At 69.7% G+C, this 26,148-nt stretch carries 24 protein-coding genes and 2 tRNA genes; 11 read left to right on the top strand and 15 right to left on the bottom strand.

Annotated elements, in window-relative coordinates; translation table 11 throughout:
* Positions 1–11: 11 nt before the first annotated feature.
* Complete coding sequence (gene hutH, locus FDA94_RS26475) at positions 12–1,547, bottom strand: histidine ammonia-lyase (protein ID WP_137249785.1); 1,536 nt, start codon at positions 1,545–1,547, stop codon at positions 12–14.
* A 123-nt stretch (positions 1,548–1,670) separates the two neighbouring features.
* Between hutH and FDA94_RS26470 the strand changes: the two genes are divergently transcribed.
* Both FDA94_RS26470 and FDA94_RS26465 read left to right on the top strand, forming a co-directional pair.
* Positions 1,671–1,742: transfer RNA gene (locus FDA94_RS26470), tRNA-Gly, on the top strand.
* A gap of 13 nt (positions 1,743–1,755) precedes the next feature.
* Positions 1,756–1,827 (top strand) — tRNA-Val (locus FDA94_RS26465).
* A gap of 325 nt (positions 1,828–2,152) precedes the next feature.
* On the opposite strand, the gene FDA94_RS26460 is transcribed toward FDA94_RS26465, so the two are convergent.
* Entirely contained in the window at positions 2,153–3,010 is an 858-nt protein-coding gene (locus FDA94_RS26460; RefSeq protein ID WP_137249784.1) for a hypothetical protein, read from the bottom strand.
* 355 nt (positions 3,011–3,365) lie between these two features.
* Positions 3,366–4,091 carry an SDR family oxidoreductase gene (locus FDA94_RS26450; RefSeq protein WP_137249783.1) on the bottom strand — a complete coding sequence of 242 codons (726 nt, stop codon included), beginning with the start codon at positions 4,089–4,091 and terminating at the stop codon, positions 3,366–3,368.
* Between the two features lie 134 nt (positions 4,092–4,225).
* On the opposite strand from FDA94_RS26450, the gene FDA94_RS26445 reads away from it, so the two are divergent.
* The gene (locus FDA94_RS26445) at positions 4,226–4,687 is read left to right on the top strand and encodes a MerR family transcriptional regulator (RefSeq protein WP_137249782.1); all 462 of its coding nucleotides are present in this window, start codon (positions 4,226–4,228) and stop codon (positions 4,685–4,687) included.
* Between the two features lie 273 nt (positions 4,688–4,960).
* Here FDA94_RS26445 and FDA94_RS26440 read toward each other — a convergent pair whose 3' ends face one another.
* Positions 4,961–5,251: a hypothetical protein gene (locus FDA94_RS26440; protein WP_137249781.1), complete on the bottom strand. Its 291-nt coding sequence runs from the start codon at positions 5,249–5,251 to the stop codon at positions 4,961–4,963.
* Positions 5,252–5,550: 299 nt separating this feature from the next.
* Here FDA94_RS26440 and FDA94_RS26435 point away from each other — a divergent pair, with 299 nt between their 5' ends.
* Positions 5,551–5,964, top strand: a complete 414-nt coding sequence (locus FDA94_RS26435) for an SDR family NAD(P)-dependent oxidoreductase (RefSeq protein WP_137249780.1) — start codon at positions 5,551–5,553, stop codon at positions 5,962–5,964.
* Positions 5,965–6,459: 495 nt separating this feature from the next.
* On the opposite strand, the gene FDA94_RS41185 is transcribed toward FDA94_RS26435, so the two are convergent.
* From FDA94_RS41185 to FDA94_RS26420, 4 genes are all read right to left on the bottom strand, one after another.
* Positions 6,460–6,582: a hypothetical protein gene (locus tag FDA94_RS41185; protein ID WP_281286628.1), complete on the bottom strand. Its 123-nt coding sequence runs from the start codon at positions 6,580–6,582 to the stop codon at positions 6,460–6,462.
* Positions 6,583–7,030: 448 nt separating this feature from the next.
* Positions 7,031–7,903 carry a ketopantoate reductase family protein gene (locus FDA94_RS26430; protein WP_137249779.1) on the bottom strand — a complete coding sequence of 291 codons (873 nt, stop codon included), beginning with the start codon at positions 7,901–7,903 and terminating at the stop codon, positions 7,031–7,033.
* 34 nt (positions 7,904–7,937) lie between these two features.
* Complete coding sequence (locus FDA94_RS26425; protein WP_137249778.1) at positions 7,938–8,540, bottom strand: TetR/AcrR family transcriptional regulator; 603 nt, start codon at positions 8,538–8,540, stop codon at positions 7,938–7,940.
* A gap of 456 nt (positions 8,541–8,996) precedes the next feature.
* Positions 8,997–9,302 carry a hypothetical protein gene (locus FDA94_RS26420; protein WP_137249777.1) on the bottom strand — a complete coding sequence of 102 codons (306 nt, stop codon included), beginning with the start codon at positions 9,300–9,302 and terminating at the stop codon, positions 8,997–8,999.
* A gap of 548 nt (positions 9,303–9,850) precedes the next feature.
* Here FDA94_RS26420 and FDA94_RS26415 point away from each other — a divergent pair.
* Positions 9,851–10,045, top strand: coding sequence for a hypothetical protein (locus FDA94_RS26415; protein ID WP_137249776.1), 195 nt, complete (start codon positions 9,851–9,853; stop codon positions 10,043–10,045).
* A 692-nt stretch (positions 10,046–10,737) separates the two neighbouring features.
* On the opposite strand, the gene FDA94_RS26410 is transcribed toward FDA94_RS26415, so the two are convergent.
* The 4 genes from FDA94_RS26410 to FDA94_RS26395 are packed head-to-tail and all read right to left on the bottom strand — an operon-like array spanning position 10,738 to position 14,622.
* Entirely contained in the window at positions 10,738–11,055 is a 318-nt protein-coding gene (locus FDA94_RS26410; RefSeq protein WP_212735527.1) for a DUF4387 domain-containing protein, read from the bottom strand.
* Positions 11,052–12,410 carry an acyclic terpene utilization AtuA family protein gene (locus tag FDA94_RS26405; RefSeq protein WP_212735526.1) on the bottom strand — a complete coding sequence of 453 codons (1,359 nt, stop codon included), beginning with the start codon at positions 12,408–12,410 and terminating at the stop codon, positions 11,052–11,054. Before FDA94_RS26405 ends, FDA94_RS26410 begins: the two co-directional genes overlap by 4 nt.
* The gene (locus tag FDA94_RS26400) at positions 12,407–13,384 is read right to left on the bottom strand and encodes an NAD(P)-dependent oxidoreductase (protein ID WP_137249775.1); all 978 of its coding nucleotides are present in this window, start codon (positions 13,382–13,384) and stop codon (positions 12,407–12,409) included. The genes FDA94_RS26405 and FDA94_RS26400 overlap by 4 nt, the downstream gene beginning before the upstream one ends.
* Positions 13,381–14,622 carry an MFS transporter gene (locus tag FDA94_RS26395; protein WP_137249774.1) on the bottom strand — a complete coding sequence of 414 codons (1,242 nt, stop codon included), beginning with the start codon at positions 14,620–14,622 and terminating at the stop codon, positions 13,381–13,383. The genes FDA94_RS26400 and FDA94_RS26395 overlap by 4 nt, the downstream gene beginning before the upstream one ends.
* 100 nt (positions 14,623–14,722) lie before the next feature.
* On the opposite strand from FDA94_RS26395, the gene FDA94_RS26390 reads away from it, so the two are divergent.
* Genes FDA94_RS26390 through FDA94_RS26380 form a run of 3 tightly spaced genes read left to right on the top strand, consistent with a single transcriptional unit; the run spans position 14,723 to position 18,174 of the window.
* Positions 14,723–15,409, top strand: coding sequence for a GntR family transcriptional regulator (locus FDA94_RS26390; protein WP_212735525.1), 687 nt, complete (start codon positions 14,723–14,725; stop codon positions 15,407–15,409).
* A complete protein-coding gene (locus FDA94_RS26385) occupies positions 15,406–16,488 on the top strand; it encodes a tartrate dehydrogenase (RefSeq protein ID WP_137249773.1) in 1,083 nt (360 codons plus the stop codon). Before FDA94_RS26390 ends, FDA94_RS26385 begins: the two co-directional genes overlap by 4 nt.
* A gap of 12 nt (positions 16,489–16,500) precedes the next feature.
* The gene (locus FDA94_RS26380; protein WP_137249772.1) at positions 16,501–18,174 is read left to right on the top strand and encodes an FAD-binding dehydrogenase; all 1,674 of its coding nucleotides are present in this window, start codon (positions 16,501–16,503) and stop codon (positions 18,172–18,174) included.
* Between the two features lie 4 nt (positions 18,175–18,178).
* Here FDA94_RS26380 and FDA94_RS26375 read toward each other — a convergent pair whose 3' ends face one another.
* From FDA94_RS26375 to mmsA, 3 genes are all read right to left on the bottom strand, one after another.
* Complete coding sequence (locus FDA94_RS26375; protein WP_137249771.1) at positions 18,179–19,303, bottom strand: substrate-binding domain-containing protein; 1,125 nt, start codon at positions 19,301–19,303, stop codon at positions 18,179–18,181.
* A gap of 66 nt (positions 19,304–19,369) precedes the next feature.
* Positions 19,370–20,668: a multiple monosaccharide ABC transporter permease gene (gene mmsB, locus FDA94_RS26370; protein WP_137249770.1), complete on the bottom strand. Its 1,299-nt coding sequence runs from the start codon at positions 20,666–20,668 to the stop codon at positions 19,370–19,372.
* Complete coding sequence (mmsA, locus tag FDA94_RS26365) at positions 20,665–22,212, bottom strand: multiple monosaccharide ABC transporter ATP-binding protein (RefSeq protein ID WP_137249769.1); 1,548 nt, start codon at positions 22,210–22,212, stop codon at positions 20,665–20,667. Before mmsA ends, mmsB begins: the two co-directional genes overlap by 4 nt.
* A 197-nt stretch (positions 22,213–22,409) precedes the next feature.
* On the opposite strand from mmsA, the gene FDA94_RS26360 reads away from it, so the two are divergent.
* The 3 genes from FDA94_RS26360 (at position 22,410) to alsS (ending at position 26,140) form a co-directional block, all read left to right on the top strand.
* Positions 22,410–23,579 carry an ROK family transcriptional regulator gene (locus FDA94_RS26360; RefSeq protein WP_212735524.1) on the top strand — a complete coding sequence of 390 codons (1,170 nt, stop codon included), beginning with the start codon at positions 22,410–22,412 and terminating at the stop codon, positions 23,577–23,579.
* Positions 23,580–23,649: 70 nt separating this feature from the next.
* Positions 23,650–24,447 carry an acetolactate decarboxylase gene (gene budA, locus FDA94_RS26355; protein ID WP_137249767.1) on the top strand — a complete coding sequence of 266 codons (798 nt, stop codon included), beginning with the start codon at positions 23,650–23,652 and terminating at the stop codon, positions 24,445–24,447.
* Between the two features lies 1 nt (position 24,448).
* Positions 24,449–26,140, top strand: coding sequence for an acetolactate synthase AlsS (alsS, locus tag FDA94_RS26350; protein WP_137249766.1), 1,692 nt, complete (start codon positions 24,449–24,451; stop codon positions 26,138–26,140).
* Positions 26,141–26,148: the final 8 nt, after the last annotated feature.

Below are 26,148 nucleotides of genomic sequence, written 5' to 3'. Positions count from 1 at the left end.
CGGGGCCGTGACTAGGCGAGTTCGCCTGTGACCTTCTCCACCGCCTCGACCAGCGCGCCCGAGGCGACCAGGCGCACGACCGACTCGATCTCGGGCGCGAGGAACCGGTCGGGACCGGGCCCGGCCACCGACTCCCGCAGCAGCGCCAGCGCCGCGCCGGTCCCCGGCGCGGGCCGGTGCGGCGCCCGCAGGTCGAGCGCGCGGGCGGCCGTGAGCGTCTCGATGGCGAGCACCCGGGTGAGCCCGTCGATCGCCGTGCGCAGCTTCCGCGCGGCCGACCAGCCCATGGAGACGTGGTCCTCCTGCATCGCCGACGACGGGATCGAGTCGACGCTCGCCGGCACGGCCAGCCGCTTGAGCTCGGAGACGATGGCCGCCTGGGTGTACTGGGCGATCATGTGCCCCGAGTCGACCCCCGGGTCGTGCGCGAGGAACGCGGGCAGGCCGTGGCTGCGCGCGACGTCGAGCATCCGGTCGGTCCGCCGCTCGGCCATCGACGCGACGTCGGCCACCGCGATGGCGAGGAAGTCGAGGACGTAGCCGACGGGCGCGCCGTGGAAGTTCCCGTTCGACTCGACCCGGCCGTCGTGCAGGACGACCGGGTTGTCGATGGCCGACTGGAGCTCCCTGCCGGCGACGAGCGCGGCATGGTCGGCGGTGTCCCGCGCGGCGCCGGCGACCTGGGGGGCGCAGCGGAGCGAGTAGGCGTCCTGGACGCGGGTGCAGGAGCCGTCGCGGTGCGACGCCATGATGCCCGAATCCTTGAGCAGTGCCCGGAGGTTGGCGGCGGAGGCCCGCTGGCCCGGGTGGGGTCGGAGCTTCTGCAGGTCGTCGGCGAAGACGGCGTCGGTGCCCAGCAGCGCCTCGACGGACATCGCGGCGGAGATGTCTGCGGTCTTGAGCAGGTTGCGGAGGTCGGCGAGGGCGAGGATGAGCATGCCGAGCATGCCGTCGGTGCCGTTGATGAGCGCGAGGCCCTCTTTGGCGGCGAGCTCGATCGGCTCGATGCCTGCTTCCTTGAGGGCTTCCCCTGTCGGCCGCAGGACGCCGTTTCCGTCTCTGACCTGGCCTTCGCCCATGATCGTGAGGGCGACGTGGGAGAGCGGGGCGAGATCGCCGGAGCAGCCCAGCGAGCCGTATTCGAGGACGACCGGGGTGATCTTGGCGTTGAGGAGGTCTCTGAGGACTTTGGCCGTCTCGGGGCGGACTCCGGTGTGGCCGGTGGCGAGGGTGCGGAGCCTGAGCAGCATGAGGGCTCTGACCACCTCGGTCTCGACCTCGGGGCCGTTGCCGGCGGCGTGCGAGCGGATCAGGCTGCGCTGGAGCTGGGCGCGGAGTTCGGGGTCGATGTGCCTCGTCGCCAGGGCGCCGAAGCCTGTCGAGACGCCGTAGGCCGGGGTGTCTCCCTCTGCCAGTTCCTCGATGCGGCCTCGTGAGGCTGACATCTCGGCTATCGCGTCTTCTGTCAGGGTGACCTGGCCGCCTCGGCGGGCTACGTGGACGACGTCCTCGAAGGTCAGGTCTCCGATCCGCACGGCTTCACTCATGGTGCTCCCTCAGGATGTAACTATCGTGGAGCATGTTAGCTCCTTACCCCGTCTATCGATTTGGGGGTCGGGCGAAGATTCGCTAGTGTTCTCTGCGTGAGCCCGGGGAACCGGGGAGCACACGCGGAAGTGGCTCAGGGGTAGAGCATCACCTTGCCAAGGTGAGGGTCGCGGGTTCGAATCCCGTCTTCCGCTCGGAACATCGCTTGGACGATTAGCTCAGCGGGAGAGCGCTTCCCTGACACGGAAGAGGTCACAGGTTCAATCCCTGTATCGTCCACCTTCGGAGACCCGTGGGCGGCGCCTTTGGCGCCTTTCGCGGGTCTCCTTCGTTTATCCGGGGGGACGACCCCCCGAACCCCCCGATGTCAGAGGGCTTCGCCCCCTCACGCTCCCCCTGGCCCGCTTCGCGGTCCCGGCGTCGCTGTCGCTCCGGGTCGCCGCGCTCCTGGCGAAGGGCTCCGCCCCTCGCGCACCCTGAACAGGCCTCGCTTCGCTCGGACTGATCTCGCTTCGCTCGATTGATTGGTCACTTCGCTCATGTGCGGGCAGCACAAGAGGAATTCATCTCAGGCACGGTCAGGATGCGCATGCGGATCTCCACCTTATAGAGCGTGCTGGTCACCATCCCACCCCTGTCGACCTGGCGAGAGCCCGCCACTACAGCCCTCGACGACCGGCTCCTGCGGACCCGCAACCGATTCACGGGTAAAGATTTCTCCGGTGCCGAACTGCGCGAGGTCGGCTTCCGCGTCCTCATCGAGGTCCTCGTCGACGTCGTCCGCCATGTCGCGGGCCTTATCCGCTGAGCAGTCGGTGTTGCACCTGTAGGTCCATTCGCGGTTGGCCGGATCCGTCTGCACGACGCCGCAGTTCCAGTGACTGGATGGGCGCCGCTGGTGGGAGCATCCGCACGTGAGGCAGGCCAGCCTCTCCTTGGCGTCCAGTTGCTGGCGCGTGTAGTCCAGCGTCTCCTGCTCCCACAGGGTGGGCTCGTAGCCGACCTCGGTCATCAGGCGTTCGTAGTAGGCGACCACCTTGTAGTCCCAGCCGTTGTTGCTGAAGCGGAGGTGCTGCTCCTGGGCGGCGACGGTCATGGTCAGCGCGAGCCGCAGGGCGAGTTTCTCATCTTCCGACTGGTTGACCTTGCGGGCGTAGGTGTAAGCGTCCTGGTCGTCTTTCGTGTCGCCGATGAACGGGTCGTCGTTGTGCGGGCCGTTTTCGCGCAGCCACCGGACGGCGGTCTTCATGGTGGAGGCGTCGCAGGTGCGGTTGACCACCGTGACGGCCATCAGGGGCGCGGCTTGCGCCGGGGTCAGGCCGGGCGAGCAGGCCACGTGCATGGCCAGCCGGATCACCGCCTCGTTGCGCAGCTTCTGGGCCCGGCTGCGCTGCTTGGCGTCCTCCTTGGCCTTCGTCTCCCCGTCAGTGTGCTGGAGGGTGCGCCGGTAGGCCGCGGGCATGTGGTCGGGCTCGTGGCTGTTCGGGGTGCGGCAGAAGTAGGGGTGCCGTCAACCCACGTGTCATCAGCCGCCAATGGTTGATCAATGAGTTGCGGTGAGATGTGTGAGTTACCGTGCCGCCCGGTCGCGGCGGCGGACGGCCTCGACGGGACACCCCGGTGTTGATGAATTCGGTGGCGTGGGCGTGGCGCAGTTGGTGGATGTCGATGTCGACCCCGGCGGCGGCGCAGTAGCTCTCCCAACGATGGTGGGCGGCGTCGGCGGCCCGGGGAGGGTCTTGGGCACCTTGACGGTGTCGATCTTGTCCACCGGGTTGGCCATCAGGAGGTCGTGTCGGCCCTCCGCTCCCAGCTGCTCAGCTCGCACCAAGCAACTCGGTGATCTTTGCGTAGAACGCGGCGGGGTCACCGACGAGCGATGCCTTCACCATTGCGGTCCAGTCATCGACGATCACCTCGATCGAGCCGGCGGCCAGGCCGTCGAGCGAGCGGCGCGGCACGTCCCGGGGATCGATCTTGGGTCCGTCGTATCCGGCCATGATGTCCGTGTCGGCGGCGCCGAGGAGGACGCCTTGGACGAGCGTGCCCTGAGCCGCGAGCTCGAGACGAACGCCGTTCGTCATGTTCCACTCCGCGGCCTTGGCAGCGGAGTACGCGCCGGTGCCCGGGCCGGCGAACCACGACAGCGCCGACAGGACGTTCACGATTGCACCTCCGCCGTTGGCTGCGAGGACGGGGCTGAACTCGCGGATCACGTCGAGCGTGCCCCAGAAGTGCGTGTCCATCTCGCGGTGGACCTCTTTCAGGTCACCCGTGACGAGGACGGCACCGGTCGCGATGCCGGCGTTGTTGACGAGGAGGGTCACATCCCGCGCGGTCGCCGCTGCCGCGATGACGGACTCGTGGTCGACAATGTCGAGTCGTAGCGGCACCACCCGGGTGTCGTCGAAGTCGAGGCTCTCGGGGCGGCGAGCCGTCGCGTAGACCTTGCTCGCCCCGCGCTCGAGCAGTTCGAGCACGAACTGACGGCCGATACCGCGGTTGGCTCCGGTGACGAGGGCGATCTGGTCGGTGACGTTCATGGGTTCCTTGCTTCCTGCGTAGGTCTCTCGGGTTCGGCGAGCCGCATCCGGCCCGGCATCGGCTACCCTAAAACCTCACATTGACGTCAAAGGCAAGTCGAGAACCGCGAAGCCGGAAGCAGAAGAGGACACAGATGCGGATAGGCGAGCTCGCACACCAGGCGGGGGTCAGCACCAGAGCTCTCCGGTACTACGAAGAGCAGGGTCTGCTCACCTCGGAACGCACCCCCAGCGGCCAGCGAACCTACCCCGAGTCAGCCGTCGAACGTGTCCGGCTGATCCAGCAGTTCTTCACCGCCGGCCTGCCCAGCCGGACCATCCTGCAGCTGCTGCCCTGCGTCGATACCGGGCACGCCTCCCCCAAGGCCTTCGAGCTGCTGGCATCGGAGCGCAACCGCATCACCGCCGCCATGGCCGACCTTGCTGCCGCACGCGACGCTCTCGACCGCATGATCGACATCGCGAACCATCCGACTCCCGAACACTGCCCTGCCCTCCGTGAGCCCGCCTGGGCGCCGTACAACGCTGCCGACGCAACGACTGCACCTGGCCCAACTGCGGCTCTCGTTGCGTCAGCCACGCTCATCACCAGGTGACCGTGGCACAGCGGAGACCAGGCCCGCCTTGTCGCTGCCCCCGCCCGCCGCACCGGCACGGCGGGTCCGGTCGCGCCGGCTGCTCTGGCAGCGCTTCCGGCGTATGTACCGCGCGAGCATGACCGGGCGCTGGCCGAGGTGGTCGCCCAGGCCGCTGAGGGGCGCTGGTGAGGTTCGCGCCGAGGAGGTCCGCGCCAGCGAGGTCAATGCTCGCCGTGTCATGGGCGACGGCCCGCCGGCCGATCACGGTGAGTGCGGCCTGCAGGTCGGTCCTCAGTCCGGGCCTGCGGGGTTTCGCCTTCCCTTCGTCGTTGGTTTCGACGTCTCGGGAGTGCTCCCGGACGAAGGCCGCCAGACCTCCATGACCGTGGGATGATCGCGGGCCGAGTCGCGGGCGATGCGTTCCAGTGCGTAGATGCCGCCCAGGCGGATGTCGAGCTTGTCGGAGCCGAGTTGCTCGATCGCCTTGGTGTAGCGGTCGGTGACATGACCCTGCTCACCCAGCCGGAAGGTCCGGCGCGTGGTGTCGGCGTTGCGCGCGGTGTAGTACACCGCCACCAGCACGAGAAGCCCGGTGGCGATCGCCGGCGCCCGCCCCGCACGGCATCCAGCGCCGCCGCCCGATCCTTGCCGGCCAGGGTGCCCGCCTCGTCGAAGTGTTCCAGCACCCAGGCCAGCCCTGCGGTCAGAACCACACCCAGCACCGCGAGCACGAACCGGGGAGAACCTGGCCACCACCTCATGCCCTCCCGGGTGATCGGTCCACGTGGCTTCCACCGGGCGCCCGGAGTTCGCCCCATCGGCCCTTTCCCGTCGATGACCCCGTTTTTCAGTGAGGTAACACCAAGTCCCAGGTTCTCGCCATCTTCGGTGCCGGATCCGGTCTCGGGACCGCACTCGCCCGCCGCTTCGGCAAGGAGGGATTCCGCGTCGCGCTGGTCGCCCGCCGAGCCGAACGCCTTCAAGCAACGGTGGACGAACTCGCCGCGGAAGGCATCGAGGCCGCGGCGTTCCCGGCCGACCTGTCCGACCCGGCCATCGCCCGCCCGACCGTTGAGGCCATCCGCGACCGCTTCGGCCGCATCGACGTCGTCTCCTACCAGCCGCTGCCGGGAGGCACCTCCTTCATCCCCGCCCGAGAGCTGGACTCCGCGAGACTGGCGCCGCTGGTCAACCTGTTCCTGCTCACCCCGGTCGAGATCGCCCACACCGTCGTACCGGAAATGATCGAGCGCGGCGACGGCGGGTTCATCGTCACCGGCGGGTTCACCGCCTGACCATCCGCGGCGACCAGCAACCACACAGAGAAGTGACAGACGAAATGACTGATCTCACCGGCAAGACCGCCCTGATCACCGGATCCGGCAGTAAGGGCTCGATCCGCGTCCGCCCGGCATGACGACGCACCATGCGGGCATTCATCTCGACCTCAATCCCAACACCGAGAGCCCCAGGACGTGTTCGCAGTCTGCGAGGGCACCGCACCACGGCCGCTCACGTCCGGAGCACCCCCTCTATACCGTCTGGGGCTTCACCGTTTGCGCCGGGACCTTTGGAGACCGACCGCCTCCCGCCAGTGACGCTTTGCGATCAACTCGCGGGTGTCCACGGCACAGGCGCTGATACGAAGACGGAGACGAACCACTGAAGTCACGGCAACCGTCGCGTGATCAGCGGGCGTGGAGCCGGGCGTTGCTCGCACTGATCGTGCACGGCCCTGCGGGTGACCGCGCCGGGTCCCGTTGAACAGGCTGGGGCGAATCGTGCGCTGATCACCGGATGCGGACCCGGCTTTTGAGACAGGTCAGGCAGTGCTGCACTACCACGTTGCCGATGCGCTCGGTGTCCTGCCAGTTGTGACGGAAGTGGAACCACCGCTGACGCTCACGTTTCATATGTGACCGCTTATGAGCTCTCTGTTTGCCTGTGCGGACATCCAGTCGAATTGGTTCAGACCTCGTCGATGCTCGGAACCGTCAGGTGCCGTGAAGGCATGAAGAGCGGTCTCCGAAGCAGAAGAGGGCAGGGAGGTTCCCGGCCTGCTGTCCTAAATGTCGCGATCGAGTGATCTTCAAAGCGGACATTACGTCACAGATCAACGCACCGCAAGATCATTTGCGCACTGACTTCATCCGTCGCAAATGTCGCTCCCCCTTGTCAACATTCACAACGGGTAAGCATTCGGATGCGCCGACTACTTCCGTCGCCATCTCGGCCGCCAAGAGACCGCGGCGTCTTCGCCGCTCACCGGCCGTGCCGCAATCTGAACGCCGCGCTTGGCCTTGCGGCGTTTCACGGCGGTTCATTCGGCGCCGATCCACAGTACCGGCGGCTGCCTGTCGCCTACCGGCCCCTCGCGTAGGCCCGCAGCTGTTCGGCCAGCCGCTCGAGTTCGGCCCTCTCGGCGGGCGAGGTGTTGCTGAGTCCGCTGTAGACGGCCGTCGGGCTCCGCAGGAAACGCCGCAACACCGCCACGAGCAGCCCTTCCGGCAGCGTGCGCAACGCGTCGAAGCCGCGTGGGACCGGTGGGGTCGGCAGGGCTGCCAGGTTCTGCCGCATGAGGTGGAGCATGCCACGGACCGCGTCCTTGTCGTCGGCCAGCGCGGCCGGGCCGCCCGCCGCCTGCACTGTCTGCCCGAGGGGCACCGTGAACGCGGCGTGCGTTCTGAGCCAGGCGTCCATCTGCGGTGTGGCCTTGGCGTTGATTCCGGCGGCGCGGAAGGCCTTCACGATCCGTTTCAGGCGGGGGGTGGTACGGCCGTCGGGTTCGCCGATCGGCATGGCGACCCGGCGGGTCACGGCATTGGCCGCGCGGTAGCGGACCACGTCGCGGTCCATGGTGCCGGCGGCGTTGGGGAAGCCCAGGAGGACCCGCTCGTGGCCGATCACGGCGCCCAGCGGTTGCGCCCCGGCCGCCCAGTTGTGCAGGAACAGCACGTCACCGTCGAGGCCGGCGAGTGAGGCCAGCACCGAGTCGACCTGATGGGTGCGTACGAGGACGGTGACCAGGTCGTATCCGCCGGCCGGGCGGTCGATCGCCGGCACCGGTATCCGCCTGACGGCCGGGCTGCCGGCTTCGGCGAGTTGCACGCCGTGGCGGCGCAGGGAGGCCAGGCGCTCGCCCCGGGCCAGGAGCGAGACGTCGTGCCCGGCCTCGTGCAGGCGGACGGCGAACAGGCTGCCGACGATCCCGGCACCGTACACAAGAATCTTCATGGCAACCTTCTGTCTCGGGGTGGCTCGGATAGCTCTATTCGTCGCGGCGATCGGTGAAGGTGAGCGCCGGCCGGATGATCGTCCGGAACAGTTCCTGTCGAGACGCCGCGTTCTCCTCCCCGCCGCTGATCAGGGGAGAGAAGGCGAGGTCGGTGAGGATCACGTGGGCCAGCCGCCGGAACAGCGGCGAGTCGCGCACGATCTCGCCACGGTCGGCTGCGGTTTCGAATACCGCGGCCAGCGCGTTCACCAGCGGCGCGATGATCTCCTTGCGCAGGGCGGCGCCGAAGTCGGGGTCGGCTGCTGCCGCGTGCAGCAGCATGAGTCCCATGCGCAGGTCGCCGGTCGGCATGCCGTCGGCGCCGGCCATCTGGGCGAACACCTCGTCGAGTGAAGCCGCCCCGGCGTGGTCGGGCAGCGCCGGACGGTGCTGGGTGAGGGCGGCCATGACCAGGTCGGCCTTGTTTCCCTTCCAATGGCGGTACAGCGTCGCCTTGCTCGTTCGGGCCCGGACCGCCACGGCATCGAAGGTGAGCCGTTCGTAGCCGACGTCCAGCAGCAACGCGCGGACGGCCTCGAACAGTTCGGCGAGACGCTCGGGCTTCATGCGGGAACGGGGCGGGGGGTCCATCGACATGTTCAAACTGTACGAAACGGTTTCGTACAGTTCAAACTCAGGCAGATGCCAGAACCGGGAGCCGGGTCCAGCACGCCTACCCGTGAGGTGGCCGGGGACAGGACGCGTCTGTCGGCCGATAACTACTTGGGCTCGAACCTCGGCGGTGCCCTACTTCAGTCAAAAGCCTTCGGACGCTCGTCGTGTCACGGTCAGCGGCGAACTCCACCATGAACGGGAAGGCGTGTAAATCGGGCGCGATGCCCGCACATGCGTCGTTCCCTCGCCTGCACGAGGTCGGGTGAAGCCGCCCATCCCGCACCAAGAACCGCGTGGCGAGCGTGCATGTCCACCGTGACCTGAGACGAGGGAGGTCGGCCTTGCTCGCACCGGAGGTTCAAGACAGGCGAGCACGGCTTCGGATCGGCCTCCCCTGCGGGCAGTGCGGGCCCACTGCCCGGCAGAGGCCGAGCTTGATCAGTCGGCGCACATCGCGTGGTGAGTGGACTGGAAGACCCATGTGCCGCCGCCCGGGGAGGCATAGGTCAAGAGGGTGTGATAGGTGCCAGGGGCGCAGTCATGGCCGACCGCGAGGACGGCCGCCCGGGCCCGCTGTTCGGCCGCCGCGAACCCGGCCGCGTAGGTGCTGCCCGCCCCGACGGCAGTGGCGCTGCGGGGAGTGTCATAGCCGTCAGCGTGTGCGGCCACGGGCGTGGTCGCCAGGCCGGCCGCCACAACAGCTGAGACGAGGCCGAGCCGGCGGAGCCAAGTGATTTTTTGCATGCTTCTCCTACAGGGACGGGTCATTCGATCGCCTGAGGATAAATTTGCAAACGGACCGAAGCGAAGACGGTATTGACCACTCGGTCACCGGAATCCGGCTCATCATGCTGTTTCTTCGTGGCGGAGCATGTAATTTACAGCCGGACGAAGCTTCCGCCAGGCGCCAGCTATGCGGTCGAAACAACGGACGCGGTCGCGGCAGATCTCCTAAGCGACTTCGGCCTCCCGCCGTCGGCGGCCCTCAGGGGACGACGAAGCGCTTCATTCCAGCTACTCTGCAACAATCGCCTGCACCGGATGGTCGAACTGGAGACGAGTCTCATCCTGAAGCCGGCACATAGGGCGGGCCTCTCGTTCTTCACCCGCCTGCGGTTCTGATTTCACAATGGAGACCTCCCGGGTAAAAACCGGGCTGCCGCCATCCCCGTCATTCTTCCGTTTCGAGGCATCCGCGCTCTCTGGTTCGTCGACACCACCTCGATCGTCGGCGAGACCACCGAGAAGTTCGTGTCGCCGCCTCCGACATCAGCGCGGAGTTCTTCGGGCAGGTGCCCGACCGCTATCCGAAGGTCCTGTCGCCCGGCCGGACCATCATGATCGGGAAGACGTGGTTCGTCGAGAAGAAAGGCCAGCCCAGCGGGAGCGCCACGATTTTCGGCCAGCTCGTCAATCCTGGTGAACCGGCGACGCTCAACATGCTGCTCGCCACGCCAGGCGGTCGGGTCGCGTGGACAGCGGATTGATCAACCTACGACGTCTCGCCGTGGTTCCGGCTGGCCGTCGGTGGTCCTCGTGCGTTCCCGGATACGGCGAGCCTGCGCTTCAAGCTCGCGCTGGACGCCCGGATCCTCCCCAATCGCCTGGTGACGGACGTCAACGGGGGTCACCTGATCTACAAGCGGACCTGCACACGTCGCCACCTACGCCGCCTAGTCGTCGATTCCGGCGATCGCGACGACGGTGGTCGCGATTGTGCGGTTGACGGCCGGCGCCATCGCGGGTGAGGGATCGGCGAGGATGCGGGCGAACCCCGGCTCGTCCAGGAAGGGCGCCCGGGGGTTGAGGTAGGCGGGCGGGACGATCGCGTCGGGCAGCGGGGGGCAGGCTCAGCTCGTCGCGCACGCCCAGCTCCGCCAGGAGCGGGTCGAGCGCCGAGGGGTCGGCGCCCGTCCGCTCGTCCACCTCGGCGAGGTCGAACTCGGTCTGGACCACGCCGACGGCGCTGTCCATGGCCAGGTTCCAGAAGACGTTGAAGGCCCGCCCCCGGGCCGACAGGGACTCCAGGACCTCGCTCCTGGATCCCTGGTAGCCGTCGGGCTCCTGGACCCAGGTGAGGCAGAGCTGGTCCGGGAGGCCGGCGTCCATGAGCTCGGCGTACTTCGCGTCCGCAGGGCCTTTCGCCCTTCGTGGTCCGCCGGCGGGCCACGATGTTACTTCACGGGGGGACCAGCGCCGCCAGCGGCACGTGGTGCTGCCCCGCGTGGATGTCCCGGTCGCGCACGCTCCCCTGGGCCACCGGCCGGGGGAAGGAGATCTTCACCACGTTGAGGGCCGGGATGCGGAAGATCTGGACGGTCGCCGGGTCGACCCCGTACAGGCCGGCGACGACCTGCTCGTTGATGAAGTCCTCGTCCGCGACGGTCGTGTAGTCCTCCCCCGTCCGCATGAACAGTTCCATCGTCACCCAGAACGGCCCGGCGTTCTTCGACCGCACCTCCAGGGCCAGTTCGCCCAGCGTGGGCCTGCTGCTCAACGGGGGGCTCCCTCGATCTCGATGCGGAACAGGGCGGTGGGCTCGTCCACGTCCACGACGTGGTTGAGCGTGAACTCGTAGGCGGCCCCGCGCTCGGTCTCGGCCGGGGAGGTGGCGAAGGCCAGGCTCGGCAGGTAGTCCATGTCCGAGGTCGGGAGGTGCAGCATCAACGGATTGGCGATCTTGGCGATGGCCGTGGCGGTGGCCTGGTCGGGCGCGTTGACCAGCATCATCACGCCGACCTCCCGAGGCGGTCCGGACGCCGGATCGATGCTCCCCAGCACGGCGTTGTATCCGTACGGCCGGATGTCCACGGCGTAGCCGGAGGGGTCGAGGCCCAGGGTCTGCGACACCCGGCCGGCGAGGACCTCGTGCATCAGCGCGACCCACTCCTCGATCCTGGCGAGGATGTGCGGGTCGCGGATGGCGGTGAAGGACATCGTCTCGTAGCCGGTCACGCGGGCGCCCTCGAGCTTCACCGTGTACTGGTCGGCGACCTCGAAGCGGGAGCCTTCGACGCGCACCCGCCGGTCGTCGAGCGCCGTGTAGACGGCGTCGGTCACGACCAGTGTCCCCGCCGGTTCGCGCATCTCGAACGGGTTGACCGTCTCGTAGAGCATGTGCGCCGCCACCGACGTCGTCGTGCACGCGGCGGCGGGGTCGAGCGGCTCGATGACGAAGCCGTCGTCGTCGATGGTGGCGAGCACGCCGCCCGCGCGCGGGTTGGTCGTGCACTGCCCGCCGCATTCGATGATCTTGGACGCATGCCACGTCGGCCCCGGCGGCATGCCCTTCATCAGCGGGTAGGCGGCGGCGACGGCGGTGTCGGTGGCCCGGCCGGCGAGCACGACGTCGGCCCCGGCGGCGAGGGCCGCCGCGATGGGCTCGTGGCCCATCATGCCGACGATGTGGGTGCACTCGTCGAGCGTGGCGGCGTCCAGGTCGCCCATCGGAGGAAGCGGGTGGACGCGTCCCTCGCCGAGCCGCTCCTTCAGGACCGCGGCGGTCTGCTCGCTGTAGATGCGGGCGACGCGCAGGGTGAGGTTCTCCTCCCGCAGGATCGTCTCGACGATCCCGGACACCCAGTCGACGCCGGAGTCGGTGCCGCTCGTCCCGCACGAGCCCACGATCAGCGGAATGCCCGCCCCGGCCGCGGCGCGCAGCAGGAGGCGCAGGTCGCGGGCGACGGCCGCGGCGCTCGTCTTCGCCGTGCCCGAGCCCAGGTAGTACGGCCCGGAGTCGGTCGACCCTCCGTCGACGGCGATCACGTCGGCCCCGAGGGCGAGGCCCCGGTCGACGGTCTCCGGCGGGAAGCCCGCGCCGAGCATTCCGCTGGGCACCAGGATCCTGATCACGTCATCCTCATCTCGTCTGGCAGGTGGGCGTTGAGCGAGGATCGTGGACGTCCCCGCAGCGCGGCGATCAGTTCGCGGGCGCCGTCGAGACCGGCGGCCCGGCGGGCCTCCGCAGTCTGGCCCGCCAGGTGGGAGTAGACGGTGATGCCGGGGACGTCCCGCAGGGGGCTGCCGGCCGGAAGCGGCTCGACGCCGGTCACGTCGAGGGCCGCCCCGGCGAGCCGTCCCGCGCGCACGGCGGCGGCCAGGGCCGTCTCGTCCACGATCGCGCCCCGGGCGGTGTTGATCAGGTGCGCCGTCGGCTTCATCAGGGCCAGCGCGGCGGCGTCGATCAGGTGCCGGGTCTCCGGGGTGAGCGCGGTGTGCAACGAGAGGAAGTCCGAAGCGGCCAGCAGCTCCGGCAGGTCCACGAACCGCACGAGGGCGTCGCCGCGCAGGTCGGCGGGCACGCCGGTCGTACAGAGCACCGACAGCCCGAAGGCACGGGCCAGTGGCGCCACGGCCCGCGCCGCCGCGCCGTATCCGAGCAGGCCGAGGGTCTTCCCGCGCAGTTCGGAACCGTCGTCACGCGGCCATCCGCCGGCCTGGACGCCGGCCGCGACCGGCACCAGCCGGCGGGCCTGGGCCAGGATCAGGGCCATCGTGTACTCCGCCACCGCGTTGGCGTTCACGCCGGGCAGGTTGCTCACCGAGACGCCGGCGCGGGTCGCCGCCGCGACGTCCACGGAGTCGTAGCCCACACCCGTGCGCACCACCGCGCGGAGCTCCGGAACCTGGGCGAACACCTCGGCCGTCATCGGCTCGTTGGCGATCAGCGCGCCCGCGCAGCCCGCCAGGATGGCGACCAGTTCCCCCGGCTCGCGGGCGCCGCGCAGCGGGTGGTGCCGGGTGATGAGACCGGCCGCTCGCAAGAGGTCGTCGACCTCGTCGCCGGGCGCCAGGTAGTCGGTCGTGACGAGGACGATGGCGCTCATCGGGCGGCCCGCAGCCGGTCGACGCGGAGAACCAGCACGACGGCGACGGCGGCCAGGACCGCGATGTGCAGGAGCATCAGCCGCCATCCGGTCAGGTCGACCGCCAGGCCGACCACCGCCGGCCCGGCGAATCCGCCGCCGGCCCAGCCGACCGTGTACAGGCCCGTGTACGTCCCCAGCACCCGGCTCGACGGCGCCAGGTTCCACAGCACGACGACCGCGTTGACGATGAACGCGGCGGCGCCGGCCGTGCCCAGGCACAGCGCCACGACGGTGACCGCCGGGGTCGGGACGGCGGCTCCGAGCAGCAGGCCCAGGCAGAAGAGCGCGATCCCGGCGGCCATCACCCGCAGCCGGCCGAACCGCTCGGCCAGCAGCGCGGCGGGGAAGGCGGCCAGGATGAAGACGACGCCGCTCGGCAGCGTCAGCCCGCCCGCCTCGCCGTCGGACAGGCGGAGCACCTCCACGCCGTAGGGGGTCATCAGCGACCGTGAGGCGAACCACGCTCCCCCGAAGACGAACACGGCAACGATCAGCAGCAGCCGGCTCCGGTCGGTGGCGAGCACCAGGTCGGCGACGACGGTCCGCGTCCTGACCTTGGCGTCTTCGGGGCGCGGTCCGGCCGCGTCCTCCGCGAGGGCGGCCTGGTAGGCCGGGGAGCGGTTGTCGCGCACCCCCCTGACCAGGACGGCGGCGGCCACCAGCATGAGCCCGGCGGGCACGGCGAAGGCGAGTTCCGGGTGGTCGTCGACCAGCAGCAGGCTGACCAGCGCGGCGACGACGGTGGTGAGCGCCGAGGCGATCTTCACGACGGCGTTGGCCCGGCTGCGGCGCGCGGGGCCGATGAAGTCGGGCATGAGCGATTCGCTGACCGGTTTGAAGCTGTTCATCACCAGCGCGTACAGGAAGATGACCACGATCAGCGGGCCCAGCGATCCGGCCAGCGGGATGAGCAGGAACAGCGCGGCGCCCAGCGGCATCATGACCGCGAGGTACGGGATCCGGCGGCCCCAGGCGGTGCGGGTGTTGTCCGACCGGTTGCCCATATACGGCTGGATGAAGATGCCCAGCAGGTTGTCCATGCCCATGAGCAGGCCGATCACGGCCGCGCTGGCGATGTGGTCGCGCAGCAGTTCGGGCACGCGGTTGTCGTAGAAGTTCCAGGTCGACTCCTGGGCGAACACCGCCAGGGCCACGTAGAACGTGATCCTCCCGGTGCCCTGGGTCGTGCTCGCCATGGCGTCCTCCTCGCTGTGACAGGAGTCACCATATTTGCCATGGCAAAAATGTCAACGGATAGCATCCGAAGATGCCATTGCCGCTGTTATCATGATCGGCATGATGGTCACGCGTGCCGACGCCGTCTACCAGGCCCTCCGCGAGGAGATCGGCTCCCGCTCGCTCCGGCCGGGCCAGAAGGTGACCGAGCGCGGCCTGGCCGAGCGGCTCACGGTCAGCCCGACCCCGGTGCGCGAGGCGCTGGTGCGGCTCGAACACGAGGGGCTCATCGAGCGCACCGGCCCCCGCACGGTCGTGGTGGCCGACATCGCCGAGCGCGCCGTCGACGACCTGGCCGAGGTCGAGATAGGGCTGCGGGGCCTGGTGGCCAGGTTCGCGGCCCGCAACGCCACCCCCGAACAGCTCGACGCGCTCGACGCGATCCTCGACGCCGCCGACGACCTGCTGATCGTCATCGTCAACCGGCACCGCAACGGCGAGAACGTCGAGCGCCACCTCACCGCGCTGCTCGACCGCATGGAGGAGTTCAACGACGCGGTGAACGCCTGCGCGGCCAACCCGGTGCTGATCCGGCTCCTCGAACAGTCCCGGGTCTTCTCCCAGCCCGAACGCCGGGCGCTGCGCCTGGAGAAGATCGCCGAGGACGAGCGCTTCGGGCTCGACCGCTACGCCGGGCACCGCGCGCTGGTGCGCGCCCTGCGGCAGCGCGACCCGGCGACCGCCGAACGGCTGGTCATCGACGACGCCCAGGGCGGGCTCGACGCGCTGCGCGGGGGCGGGCGATGACGGCGTACAAGATCGCCGTGATCCCCGGCGACGGGATCGGCACGGAGGTGGTGCCCGAAGGGCTGCGAGCCCTGGAGGCGACCGCCGGGGTGTTCGGCCTCGACCTGCGCTTCGACCACTTCGGCTTCGCCAGCGCCGCCTACTGGCAGCGGCACGGCACGATGCTGCCGCCCGGCTGGCAGGAGACCCTCGGCTCCTATGACGCGATCTTCTTCGGCGCCGTCGGGTGGCCCGAGGTGGTGCCCGACCACGTGTCGTTGTGGGGCAGCCTGCTGCAGTTCCGGCGCACCTTCGACCAGTACGTCAACCTGCGCCCCTGCCGCCTGATGCCGGGCGTGCGCAGCCCCCTGGCCGGCCGCGAACCGGGTGACGTCGACTTCGTCGTCGTCCGGGAGAACACCGAAGGCGAATACTCCAGCGTCGGCGGCCGGATCTTCGAGGGCACCGAGCGCGAGACCGTGCTGCAGGAGACGGTGATGACCCGCGTGGGCGTCGACCGCGTGCTCCGCTACGCCTTCGAGCTGGCCGAACGGCGACCGGCCCGGCACCTCACCTCGGCGACCAAGAGCAACGGCATCTCGATCTCGATGCCGTACTGGGACGAACGGGTCGAGGAGATGGCGAAGGGCTTCCCCGGGGTCGCCTGGGACAAGCGGCACATCGACGCGCTGGCGGCCGACTTCGTCCTGCACCCCGACCGGTACGACGTCGTGGTGGCCAGCAACCTGTTCGGCGACATCCTGTCCGACCTGGGCCCCGCCTGCACCGGCACGATCGGCATCGCCCCGAGCGCGAACATCAACCCCGACCGCGGCTACCCGAGCCTCTTCGAGCCGGTGCACGGCTCCGCGCCCGACATCGCCGGCCGCGGCGTCGCCAACCCGATCGGGCAGATCTGGTGCGCCTCGATGATGCTCGACCACCTGGGCCACCCCGACGCCGGCGCCCACCTGCTGGGCGCGATCGAAGACGTCCTCGCGGCGGGCCCCGACGAGGCCCCGCTCACCCCCGACCTGCACGGACGGGGCACCACCACGGATCTGGGCCGGGCGGTCGCCGCCCGCGCCGGGCAGCGCTAGAGGAGTACGACCATGGACGCGGACGTCATCATCGTGGGCGCGGGGCTGGCCGGGCTGGTCGCGGCCCAGGAGCTGACCGGGCGGGGCAGGAAGGTCGCGGTGGTCGAGCAGGAGAACGCCGCCAACCTGGGCGGGCAGGCCTACTGGTCGTTCGGCGGGCTGTTCCTGGTGAACTCCCCCGAGCAGCGCCGCCTGCGGGTGCGCGACTCCTTCGAGCTGGCGTGGCGCGACTGGCAGGCGAGCGCCGGGTTCGACCGGCTCGACGACGAGGACGGCTGGGCGGTGCGCTGGGCCCGCGCCTACGTCGAGTTCGCGGCGGGTGAGAAGCGGTCGTGGATCGACGCCCAGGGCATCAAGCTGACGCCGGTCGTCGGATGGGCCGAGCGCGGCAGCCTCCAGGCCGAGGGTCACGGCAACTCGGTGCCCCGCTTCCACGTGGCCTGGGGCACGGGCACCGGCGTGGTGGGCCCGTTCGTGCGCGCCGCCCAGCGGGCGGCCGAGGCGGGGCTGCTGACCTTCCACCACCGCCGCCGGGTCGACGAGCTGGTCGTCCACGACGGCGTCGTGACCGGGGTGCGCGGGAGCGTGCTGGCCGACGACGACTCACCGCGCGGGGTGAGCTCCAGCCGCGCGGTGACGGGCTCGTTCGAGCTGTCCGCGCAGGCGGTCATCGTCACCAGCGGCGGCATCGGCGGCGACCACGAGCTGGTCCGCCACTACTGGCCCGACCGGCTGGGCACCGCGCCGCAGCACCTGATCACCGGCGTGCCCGCCCATGTGGACGGCCGCATGCTGGCCATCAGCGCCAAGGCGGGGGCCCGGATCGTCAACCCCGACCGGATGTGGCACTACACCGAGGGCGTCCAGAACTGGGACCCGGTCTGGCCGGGTCACGCGATCCGCATCCTGCCGGGCCCGTCGTCGATGTGGTTCGACGCGCTGGGCCGCCGCCTGCCGGCGCCCTGCCTCCCCGGTTACGACACCCTGGGCACCCTCAAGCACCTGCGGACCGATCCGGACATCGCCCGATACGACCACTCGTGGTTCGTGCTCACGCAGAAGATCCTGGAGAAGGAGTTCGCGCTGTCGGGCTCGGAGCAGAACCCCGACATCACCAGCGGCGACCGCAAGGCGGTGCTGCGCAACCGGATCTTCGGCAAGGGCGCGCCCGCTCCGGTGGACGCCTTCAAGCGGCGCGGCGCGGACTTCGTCGTCGCCGACACCCTGGACGAGCTGGTGGCGAAGATGAACGGCCTGACCGACGAGCCCCTGCTCGACGCCGACACGCTGCGCCGCCAGATCGCAGCCCGCGACCTGCAGGTAGGCAACCCCTACAGCAAGGACGCCCAGGTGCAGGGCATCCACAACTCGCGGCGCTTCCTCGGCGACCGGCTCAGCCGGACCGCCGTCCCGCACCGCATCCTCGACCCGCAGGCGGGCCCCCTGATCGGCGTCAAGCTGCACATCCTGACCCGCAAGAGCCTCGGCGGCATCCAGACCGACCTCGACTCCCGCGCCCTCGGCGCGGACGGCCGGCCCGTCGCCGGCCTCTACGCGGCGGGCGAGGCGGCCGGGTTCGGCGGCGGCGGGCTGCACGGCTACAACGCGCTGGAGGGCACCTTCCTCGGCGGCTGCCTGTTCTCCGGCCGTCAGGCCGGCCGGGCCGCCGCCGAGGCGATCGGGTGAGCGCCTAGCCCTGGGTGAGCGGGGCCAGCTTCGGGTCGTTGGCGTACGACTCGGCGGCGTTGTCCTTGGTCACGATGACCGGCGGGAGGAGGTAGGCCGGGACGACCTTCTGGCCGTTGTCGTAGGAGTCCTTGTCGTTGATGGTCGGCTCGGTGCCGGCCTGCAGGGACTTGACCATGCCGATGGTCTCGGCGACCAGCTTGCGGGTGTCCTTGTTGATCGTCGAGTACTGCTCGCCGGCCATGATCGACTTGACCGACTCGACCTCGGAGTCCTGGCCGGTCACGACGGGGATGTCCTTGCCGGCGCCCTTGACCGAGGTGATGATCGCGCGGGCGAGCGTGTCGTTCGGCGAGAGCACGCCGTCGAGCTTCTTGTCGCCGTTGTAGGTGGAGGTCAGCAGCGAGTCCATGCGCTGCTGGGCGTTCTCGGCCTTCCAGCCCTGGATCGCGGTCTGCTTGATGTCGGTCTGGCCGGAGCCGACGACGACGTCGCCCTTGTCGATCAGCGGCTTGAGGACGTCCATCGCGCCGTTGAAGAACACGCCCGAGTTGTTGTCGTCGGGCGAGCCGGAGAACAGCTCGACCGTCCAGGGGGCCTCGGGCTTCTTGGCCTTCATGCCGTCCAGGAGCGCCTGGCCCTGGAGCTGGCCGACCTTGAAGTTGTCGAAGGCGATGTAGTAGTCGACGTCGGGGGTGTTGGTGATCAGCCGGTCGTAGGCGATGACGACCGCGCCGGCCTCCTTGGCCTGCTTGACCTGGGTGGTCAGCTGCGCGGCGTCGGTGGCGCCGATCACGATGACCTTGGCGCCCTTGGTGACCATGGCGGAGATCTGGGCCTGCTGGTCGGCGACGGTGGTGGAGGCGCCCGCGTACTGGACGTCGGAGGTGAAGCCTGCCTCCTTGAGCCCGTTGGTGAACAGGTCACCGGCGAGCACCCAGTTCTCGGAGGTCTTGGACGGCAGGGCCACGCCGATGAGGGCGTCGGCGGCGAAGCCCTTGGCCGGGGCGGCCGCGCTGCCGCCGGTGTCCGCGGGGGCGGCGCCCTCCCGCTCGGTGCCGCAGGCGCTCAGCGTGAGCAGCGCCGCGGCGCCGATCATCGCGATGCTCCGGGTCAGATATTTCCGCATGGTGAAACGAGCCCTTCTTCGAATGTGATGTCACGAGCGGCGTGGGGAACGCGCCCGGGGAGGTGGTCAGCCGGCGACGGGAGCCTTGTCGGCGTCCGACGACGGCGATGGCCGATCGGTGGGCGGGGGCGGATCGTCCCGGCGGAAGGGGCGCATCAGCGACCCGATGATCGAGAACCGCCCCTGGCTCTTGTTGTAGACGTCGAAGGCGACCGCGAGGAGCAGGACCAGGCCCTTGATGATCTGGACCATGTCCGAGCCGACGCCCTCGAGCTGCAGGCCGTTGTTGAGCAGGGCCATGACCAGGCCGCCGACGATCGACCCGCTGATGGTGCCCAGGCCGCCGGAGACGGCCGCGCCGCCGATGAAGACGGCCGCGATGGCGTCGAGCTCCCAGCTCAGGCCGTCTTGCGGACCGGAGGCCGACGACCGCGCCACGAAGATCATCCCGGCCAGCGCGGCCAGGACGGACATGTTCATCATGACGAGGAAGTTGACCCGCTTGAGCTTCACGCCGGACAGCTCGGCGGCGCGGGAGTTGCCGCCGACCGCATAGATGTGGCGGCCGCCGATGGTGTTGCGGGTGTAGTGGGAGTACGCCAGCACCAGGACGATCAGGATGATGCCGGAGATCGGCAGGCTGGTGCCGACCCGGCCCCCGGCGAAGCGCAGGGTGGCGAACACGATGACGCCGACCATGACCGCCATCCGCAGCACCGAGATCCACATCGGCGCGACGTCGGCGTTCATCTCGCGCCGGGTCTGGCGCGACTTCAGCTCCCGCCAGATCACGCCCGCGCACGCGGCCAGTCCGAGCAGCAGCGTCAGGTTGTTGTAGCCGGTGTTCGGGCCCACCTCGGGCAGGAACCCGGCGCCGATCGTGCGGAAGCCCTCCGACACCGGGACGGTGTCGGCGTTGCCGATGTATTGGTTGCCGCCGCGGAACAGCAGCATGCCGGCCAGCGTCACGATGAACGCCGGCACCCCGACGTAGGCGACCCAGAAGCCCTGCCAGGCGCCGATCAGGGCGCCGACGGCCAGGCCGAGCAGGATGCCCACCGGCCAGGGCAGGGAGAACTCCTGCATGGCCTTGGCCACCACGATGCCGGTGAAGGCGGCGACCGAGCCGACCGACAGGTCGATGTGCCCGGCCACGATCACCATCAGCATGCCGATGGCCAGGATGAGGATGTAGGAGTACTGGCTGACGACGGCGATCAGGTTCCCCGAGGTCAGTGTCAGGCCGTCGGTCCAGATCTGGAACAGCAGCACGATGGCCACGAGCGTGAAGATCATGCCGAACTGGCGGGCGTTGGAGGTGGTGCCCCCGAACAGGTTCTTCTGGAGGTCTTTGATTCGGCTCATCGGATCGGCGTCTTCTTGGTAGAGGTCATCTGTTTCATGAGGAGTTCCGGGTCGGCCTCGGCGCGGGGGACCTCGCCGGTGACCGTGCCCTCGAAGACCGTGTAGATGCGGTCGCACAGGCCGATGAGCTCGGGCAGCTCCGAGGAGATGACGATGACGCCCTTGCCCTGGTCGGCCAGGCGCTGGATGATCCCGTAGATCTCGTACTTGGCGCCCACGTCGATGCCCCGGGTGGGCTCGTCGAGGATCAGCAGGTCGGGGTCGGTGAACATCCACTTGGCCAGCACGACCTTCTGCTGGTTGCCGCCCGACAGCTTGGTCACGCCCTCGTCGACGCTGGGCGTCTTGACCCGCAGGCTCTGGCGGTACTCCTCGGCGTAGCGGTACTCGCGGACCGGGTCGACGACGCCGTGGGTGGCGACCTTGGACAGCTTGGCCGCGACCATCGAGGTCTTGATGTCGTCGAGCAGGTTGAGCCCGATCGCCTTGCGGTCCTCGCTGACGTAGGCCAGGCCGTGGCCGATGGCGTCCGACACCGTGCGCAGCTGGACCTCTTCGCCGTCCTTGAAGATCCGGCCGCTCAGGTAGACGCCGTAGGAGCGGCCGAACAGGCTCATCGCCAGCTCGGTGCGCCCGGCGCCCATGAGGCCGGCGAACCCGACGATCTCCCCGCGCCGGACGGTGAAGCTGGACCCCTTGCACACCAGCCGGTCGGCGGAGATCGGGTGGCGTACCGTCCAGTCGCGCACCTCGAAGAAGACCTCGCCGATGTTCGGCGTGTGCTCGGGGAAGCGGCTGTGCAGCTCGCGGCCGACCATGCCGCGCACGATGCGGTCCTCGTTGACGCCGTCGGCCCGGACGTCCAGGCTCTCGATCGTGCGGCCGTCGCGCAGGATGGTGATGGTGTCGGCGACGGCCTCGATCTCGTTCAGCTTGTGCGAGATGATGATCGAGGTCACGCCCCGCCCGCGGATGCCGCGCAGCAGGTCGAGCAGGTGCCGCGAGTCGGCCTCGTTGAGCGCCGCGGTCGGCTCGTCCAGGATGAGCAGCTTCACGTCCTTGGCGAACGCCTTGGCGATCTCGACGAGCTGCTGCTTGCCGACGCCGATGTCCTTGACGAGGGTGTCGGGGTCCTCCTGGAGGCCGACCTCCTCCATCAGTTCCAGCGCCCGGCGCTGCGCCACCTTCCAGTCGATCCCGAACCGGCCGCGCGGCTCGTTGCCGAGGAAGATGTTCTCGGTGATCGACATGCCCGGCACCAGCGCGAGCTCCTGGTGGATGATGACGATGCCCGCGCGCTCGCTCGCCCGGATGTCGGAGAAGCGCACCTGCTCGCCCTGGTAGACGATGTCGCCCGTGTAGGTCCCGTGGGGATGGACGCCGCTGAGCACCTTCATGAGCGTCGACTTGCCGGCGCCGTTCTCGCCGCAGATGGCGTGGATCTCGCCCTGCCGGACCTCGAGGTTCACGTCGGCCAGCGCGGTGACACCGGGGAAAGTCTTGGTGATCGACCGCATCTCCAGCAGGACCGGAGCACTCATCATGCCCGAGTCTCCGTGGTCACAACTTGCCTCACTTGCTTCATGACTTAGTTGTTAGAAGTATCCGAAGGACCATAAATCCAATGGATTTACTAAGTCAACGCTCTGGTGCAGACTGTGACCCGACAGACGAGCAGGAAGGACCCTGGGTGCGGCAGGTAGGCACAAACCTTCCCAAAGTGGGACGATACAACCAGGCTGTGGTGCTGGACCAAATCCAGCTCACCGACGGCATCAGCCGGGTCGAGATCGCCGAGCGCACCGGGCTCACCCCGCAGACCGTCTCCGGCATCGTCCGCCGGCTCATCGACGAGGGCATGGTGCGGGAGGACGGCGCCAGCCGGGTGCTCAACGGCGGCAAGCCGCGCACCACGCTCCGGCTCAACCCCGACGCGCGGGCGGCGGTCGGCGTCCACTTCGATCCCGTGAAGCTGACGTGCACGGTGGTCGACCTCCTCGGCCGTCCGCTGGCCGTCCGGCGGCGGCCGGTGACCCCGGGCACCGATCCGGCCGACGTCGTCGCCGCGATGGCCGCGCTCGTCGACGAGGTGCTGGCCGAGTCGCAGGTCCCGCCGAGCCGGGTGCTGGGCGTCGGCCTGGCCGCGCCCGGCCCGCTCGACCAGAACCGCGGCCTGATCGTGGCCCCGCCCCAGCTCGCGAACTGGACGCGGGTGCCGGTGCAGCGCATGCTCGCCGACGCCACCGGGCTGCCCGTGACGCTCGACAACGACGCCACCGCCGCCGCCGTCGCCGAACGCTGGTCGGGCGCGGGCAAGGGGGTGGCCCACTTCGCCTACCTCTACTTCGGCACCGGCATCGGCGGCGGGCTCATCCTCAACCACCAGGTCTACCGGGGCGGTTCGCTGAACGCCGGCGAGTTCGGCCACTCCACCGTGCTCGCCGACGGCCCCGAGTGCTACTGCGGCAACCACGGCTGCCTCGAACGGCTCGTCAACCCGTCGGCGCTGGTGGAACAGGTCCACGAGCGGCTCGCCGCCGGACGCCCCGGCGTGCTCTCCGAGACTTTCGCCCTCGACCCGGCCCGCGTCGACCTCGCCGCGATCCTGCGCGCGGCGGCCGACGGAGATCCGCTCGCCGTCGAGGTGATCGACGAGGCCGCCCGGCACGTCGCCTCGGTCGCCGTCAGCGTCGCCAACTTCGTCGACGTCGACCTCATCGTCCTGGGCGGTCACGGCATCGAGCACGTCGAAGACCGGTTCGTCGCGGCCGTCGCCGCCGCGCTGTCCACCCGGCCGCTGTCGCGGCACATCCGGATCGTCGAGGTGGCCGCCTCTCCCCTGGGCGCCGACGCCGCCGTGGTGGGGGCGGCGACGCTCGTCCTGCACACCACCTACTCGCCCCGCCTCTAGATCGTTTCGAGACCGTTTTGTTATCTTTGGTGGTGGTAACTGGATCACGGCCGGAGAGCGGGGGCTCGGCATGGGCGCGTCCAAAGCCACACACCAGGGGTTCCACGGGTGGGTACGGAACCTGCTCGCGCACGCCGGCGGGTCGGGCGACGCCCGGCGATCACGGGAGATCTACCAGACCTCGACCATGAGCGCGCTCCTCGAAGGGGTCTACGAGGGCGACGTGACCATCGGTGAGCTGCTGAGACACGGGGACTTCGGCCTCGGGACCTTCAACCGGCTCGACGGGGAGATGCTGATCCTGGACGGGGTCTGCCACCACCTGCGCGCCGACGGCAGCGCCCACGTCGCGGGCGACGACGAGAAGACCCCGTTCGCGGTGGTCACCCGCTTCAGGGCCGACACGACCATCCCGGTCACGTCGGCCGGCGATCACGCCGCCGTGACGAGCCTCATCGACGCCTCGGCCGGCAGCGCCAACATGATCTACGCCATCCGCGTCACCGGGACCTTCGGCGAGGTGCGCACGCGGACGGTCATGGAGCAGTCGCCGCCGTTCCCGCCGCTGACCGAGGCGACGAAGGGGCAGCGGGAGACCACGTTCACCGACGTCACGGGAACCCTGGCCGGTTATCGCACGCCCGACTTCGAGCAGGGCATCTCGGTGGCCGGCTACCACCTGCACTTCCTCGACGAGAGCGGGCGGCGCGGCGGGCACGCGCTCGATTTCCGGCTGGAGCGGGGCACGATCGAGCTCAGCGCCCGGTCGGAGATCCATCTCAGCCTTCCCCGGACCCGGCAGTTCCTCGACGCGAACCTGACCAGCGGCGACCTCGCCGCCCAGATCCGCCAGACGGAAGGCGGCTGACATGAGCCACGACCACGGATCGGCGCGTTCGGCCCAGCGCGCGGTGGAGACGCTGGCGGCGTTCGGCGTGCGCTACGTCTTCGGTGTCCCGGGAGCGAAGATCGACGAGCTGTACGACGCCCTCGTCGACGGCGGCCCGCAGCTCGTGGTCTGCCGCCACGAGCAGAACGCCGCCTTCATGGCGGCGGCCGTGGGCCGGCTGACCGGGGTGCCGGGCTGCGCCCTGGTCACCTCGGGGCCCGGGACGACCAACCTGGTGACCGGCCTGATCACCGCGAACACCGAGCAGTTCCCGATGCTGGCGCTCTGTGGCGCCGTCGCCCGGCGCGACCGCCTCAAGCGCACCCACCAGTCGATGGACGCCTCCGCCGCCCTCAAGCCCTTCACCAAGTACGTCGGCGAGGTCGACGACCCCGACGACGTCACCGAGGCGATCGCCAACGCCCTGCGCGCCGCGATGACCGAGCCGCGCGGCGCGGCCGCGGTGATCCTGCCGATGGACGTCGCCGCCGCGCCGACCGGCGAGCGGATCCGCGGGCCGCTCCCGGTGCCCGCGCTCGGCCCGGCTCCCAGTGAGCGGATCAGGCGCGCGGTGGAGTTGATCCGCGACGCCGAGCGCCCGGTCGTCCTCGCCGGTCTGCGCTCGGCCGCCCCCGACGCCTGCGCCGCCCTGCGCGAGCTCCTCGCCGGCACCGACCTGCCGGTGGTGGAGACCTTCCAGGCGGCCGGGGTGGTCTCGCGCAAGCTGGAAGACCATTTCGTCGGCCGGGTCGGGCTGTTCCGCAACCAGCCGGGCGACGTCCTGATGGCGCACGCCGACCTGCTCGTCACGGTCGGCTACGACGCGGTCGAGTACGACCCGGGGCTGTGGAACCTCGACCCGTCCCGTCCGATCGTCCACATCGACTCGGTGAACGCCGACATCGACAACGCCTACCAGCCCGCGATCGAGCTGCGCGGCGACATCGCCGCCACCCTCACCGAGATGGGCAGGCCGCTGGCCGGGCTGCGGCTGAGCGAGAAGGCCAACGCCGCGATCGCCGAACAGCGCGGGGAACTGGCCCGGATCGACGAGGAGGCGAAGGCCGCCCCGGCCACCGAGCTCGGCCTGAACCCGGCGGCCGTCATCCTCAAGATCCGGGATCTGGTGGACGACGACGCGACCGTCGTGGCCGACGTCGGCTCGAACTACATCTACACCGCCCGGCACTTCCGCAGCTACGAGCCGGGGCACCTGCTGTTCTCCAACGGCCAGCAGACGCTGGGGGTGGCCCTGCCCTGGGCCATGGCCGCCGCCATGCTCCGCCCGGCCACGCAGGTCGTCTCGATCTCCGGCGACGGAGGGTTCCTGTTCACCGCGCAGGAACTCGAGACGGCCACCCGGCTGGGCCTGCGCCTGACCCACGTGATCCTGCGCGACAACACCTACGACATGGTCGCCTTCCAGGAGAAGCTGAAGTACGGCCGGACCTCCGGAATCCGGCTCGGCGACTACGACGTCGCCCAGTACGCCGGCGCCTTCGGCGCCCGCGGGATCAGGGTCACGACGATGGAGGAGTTCGAGACCGAGCTCCGGCACGCCCTGAGCCGCGAGACGCTCACCATGCCCGGCGTGACGATCATCGACGTGACCGTCGACTACAGCCACAACGCCGACCTGTTCGCCGAACTGCACGACGGCGTCCTGGCCTGACCAGACCG

This window comes from Herbidospora galbida (genome assembly GCF_005233835.1).
Lineage (GTDB): Bacteria > Actinomycetota > Actinomycetes > Streptosporangiales > Streptosporangiaceae > Herbidospora > Herbidospora galbida.
The sequence above is the reverse complement of the archived record's forward strand: the minus strand, read 5'-3'. Positions and strand labels throughout refer to the sequence as shown.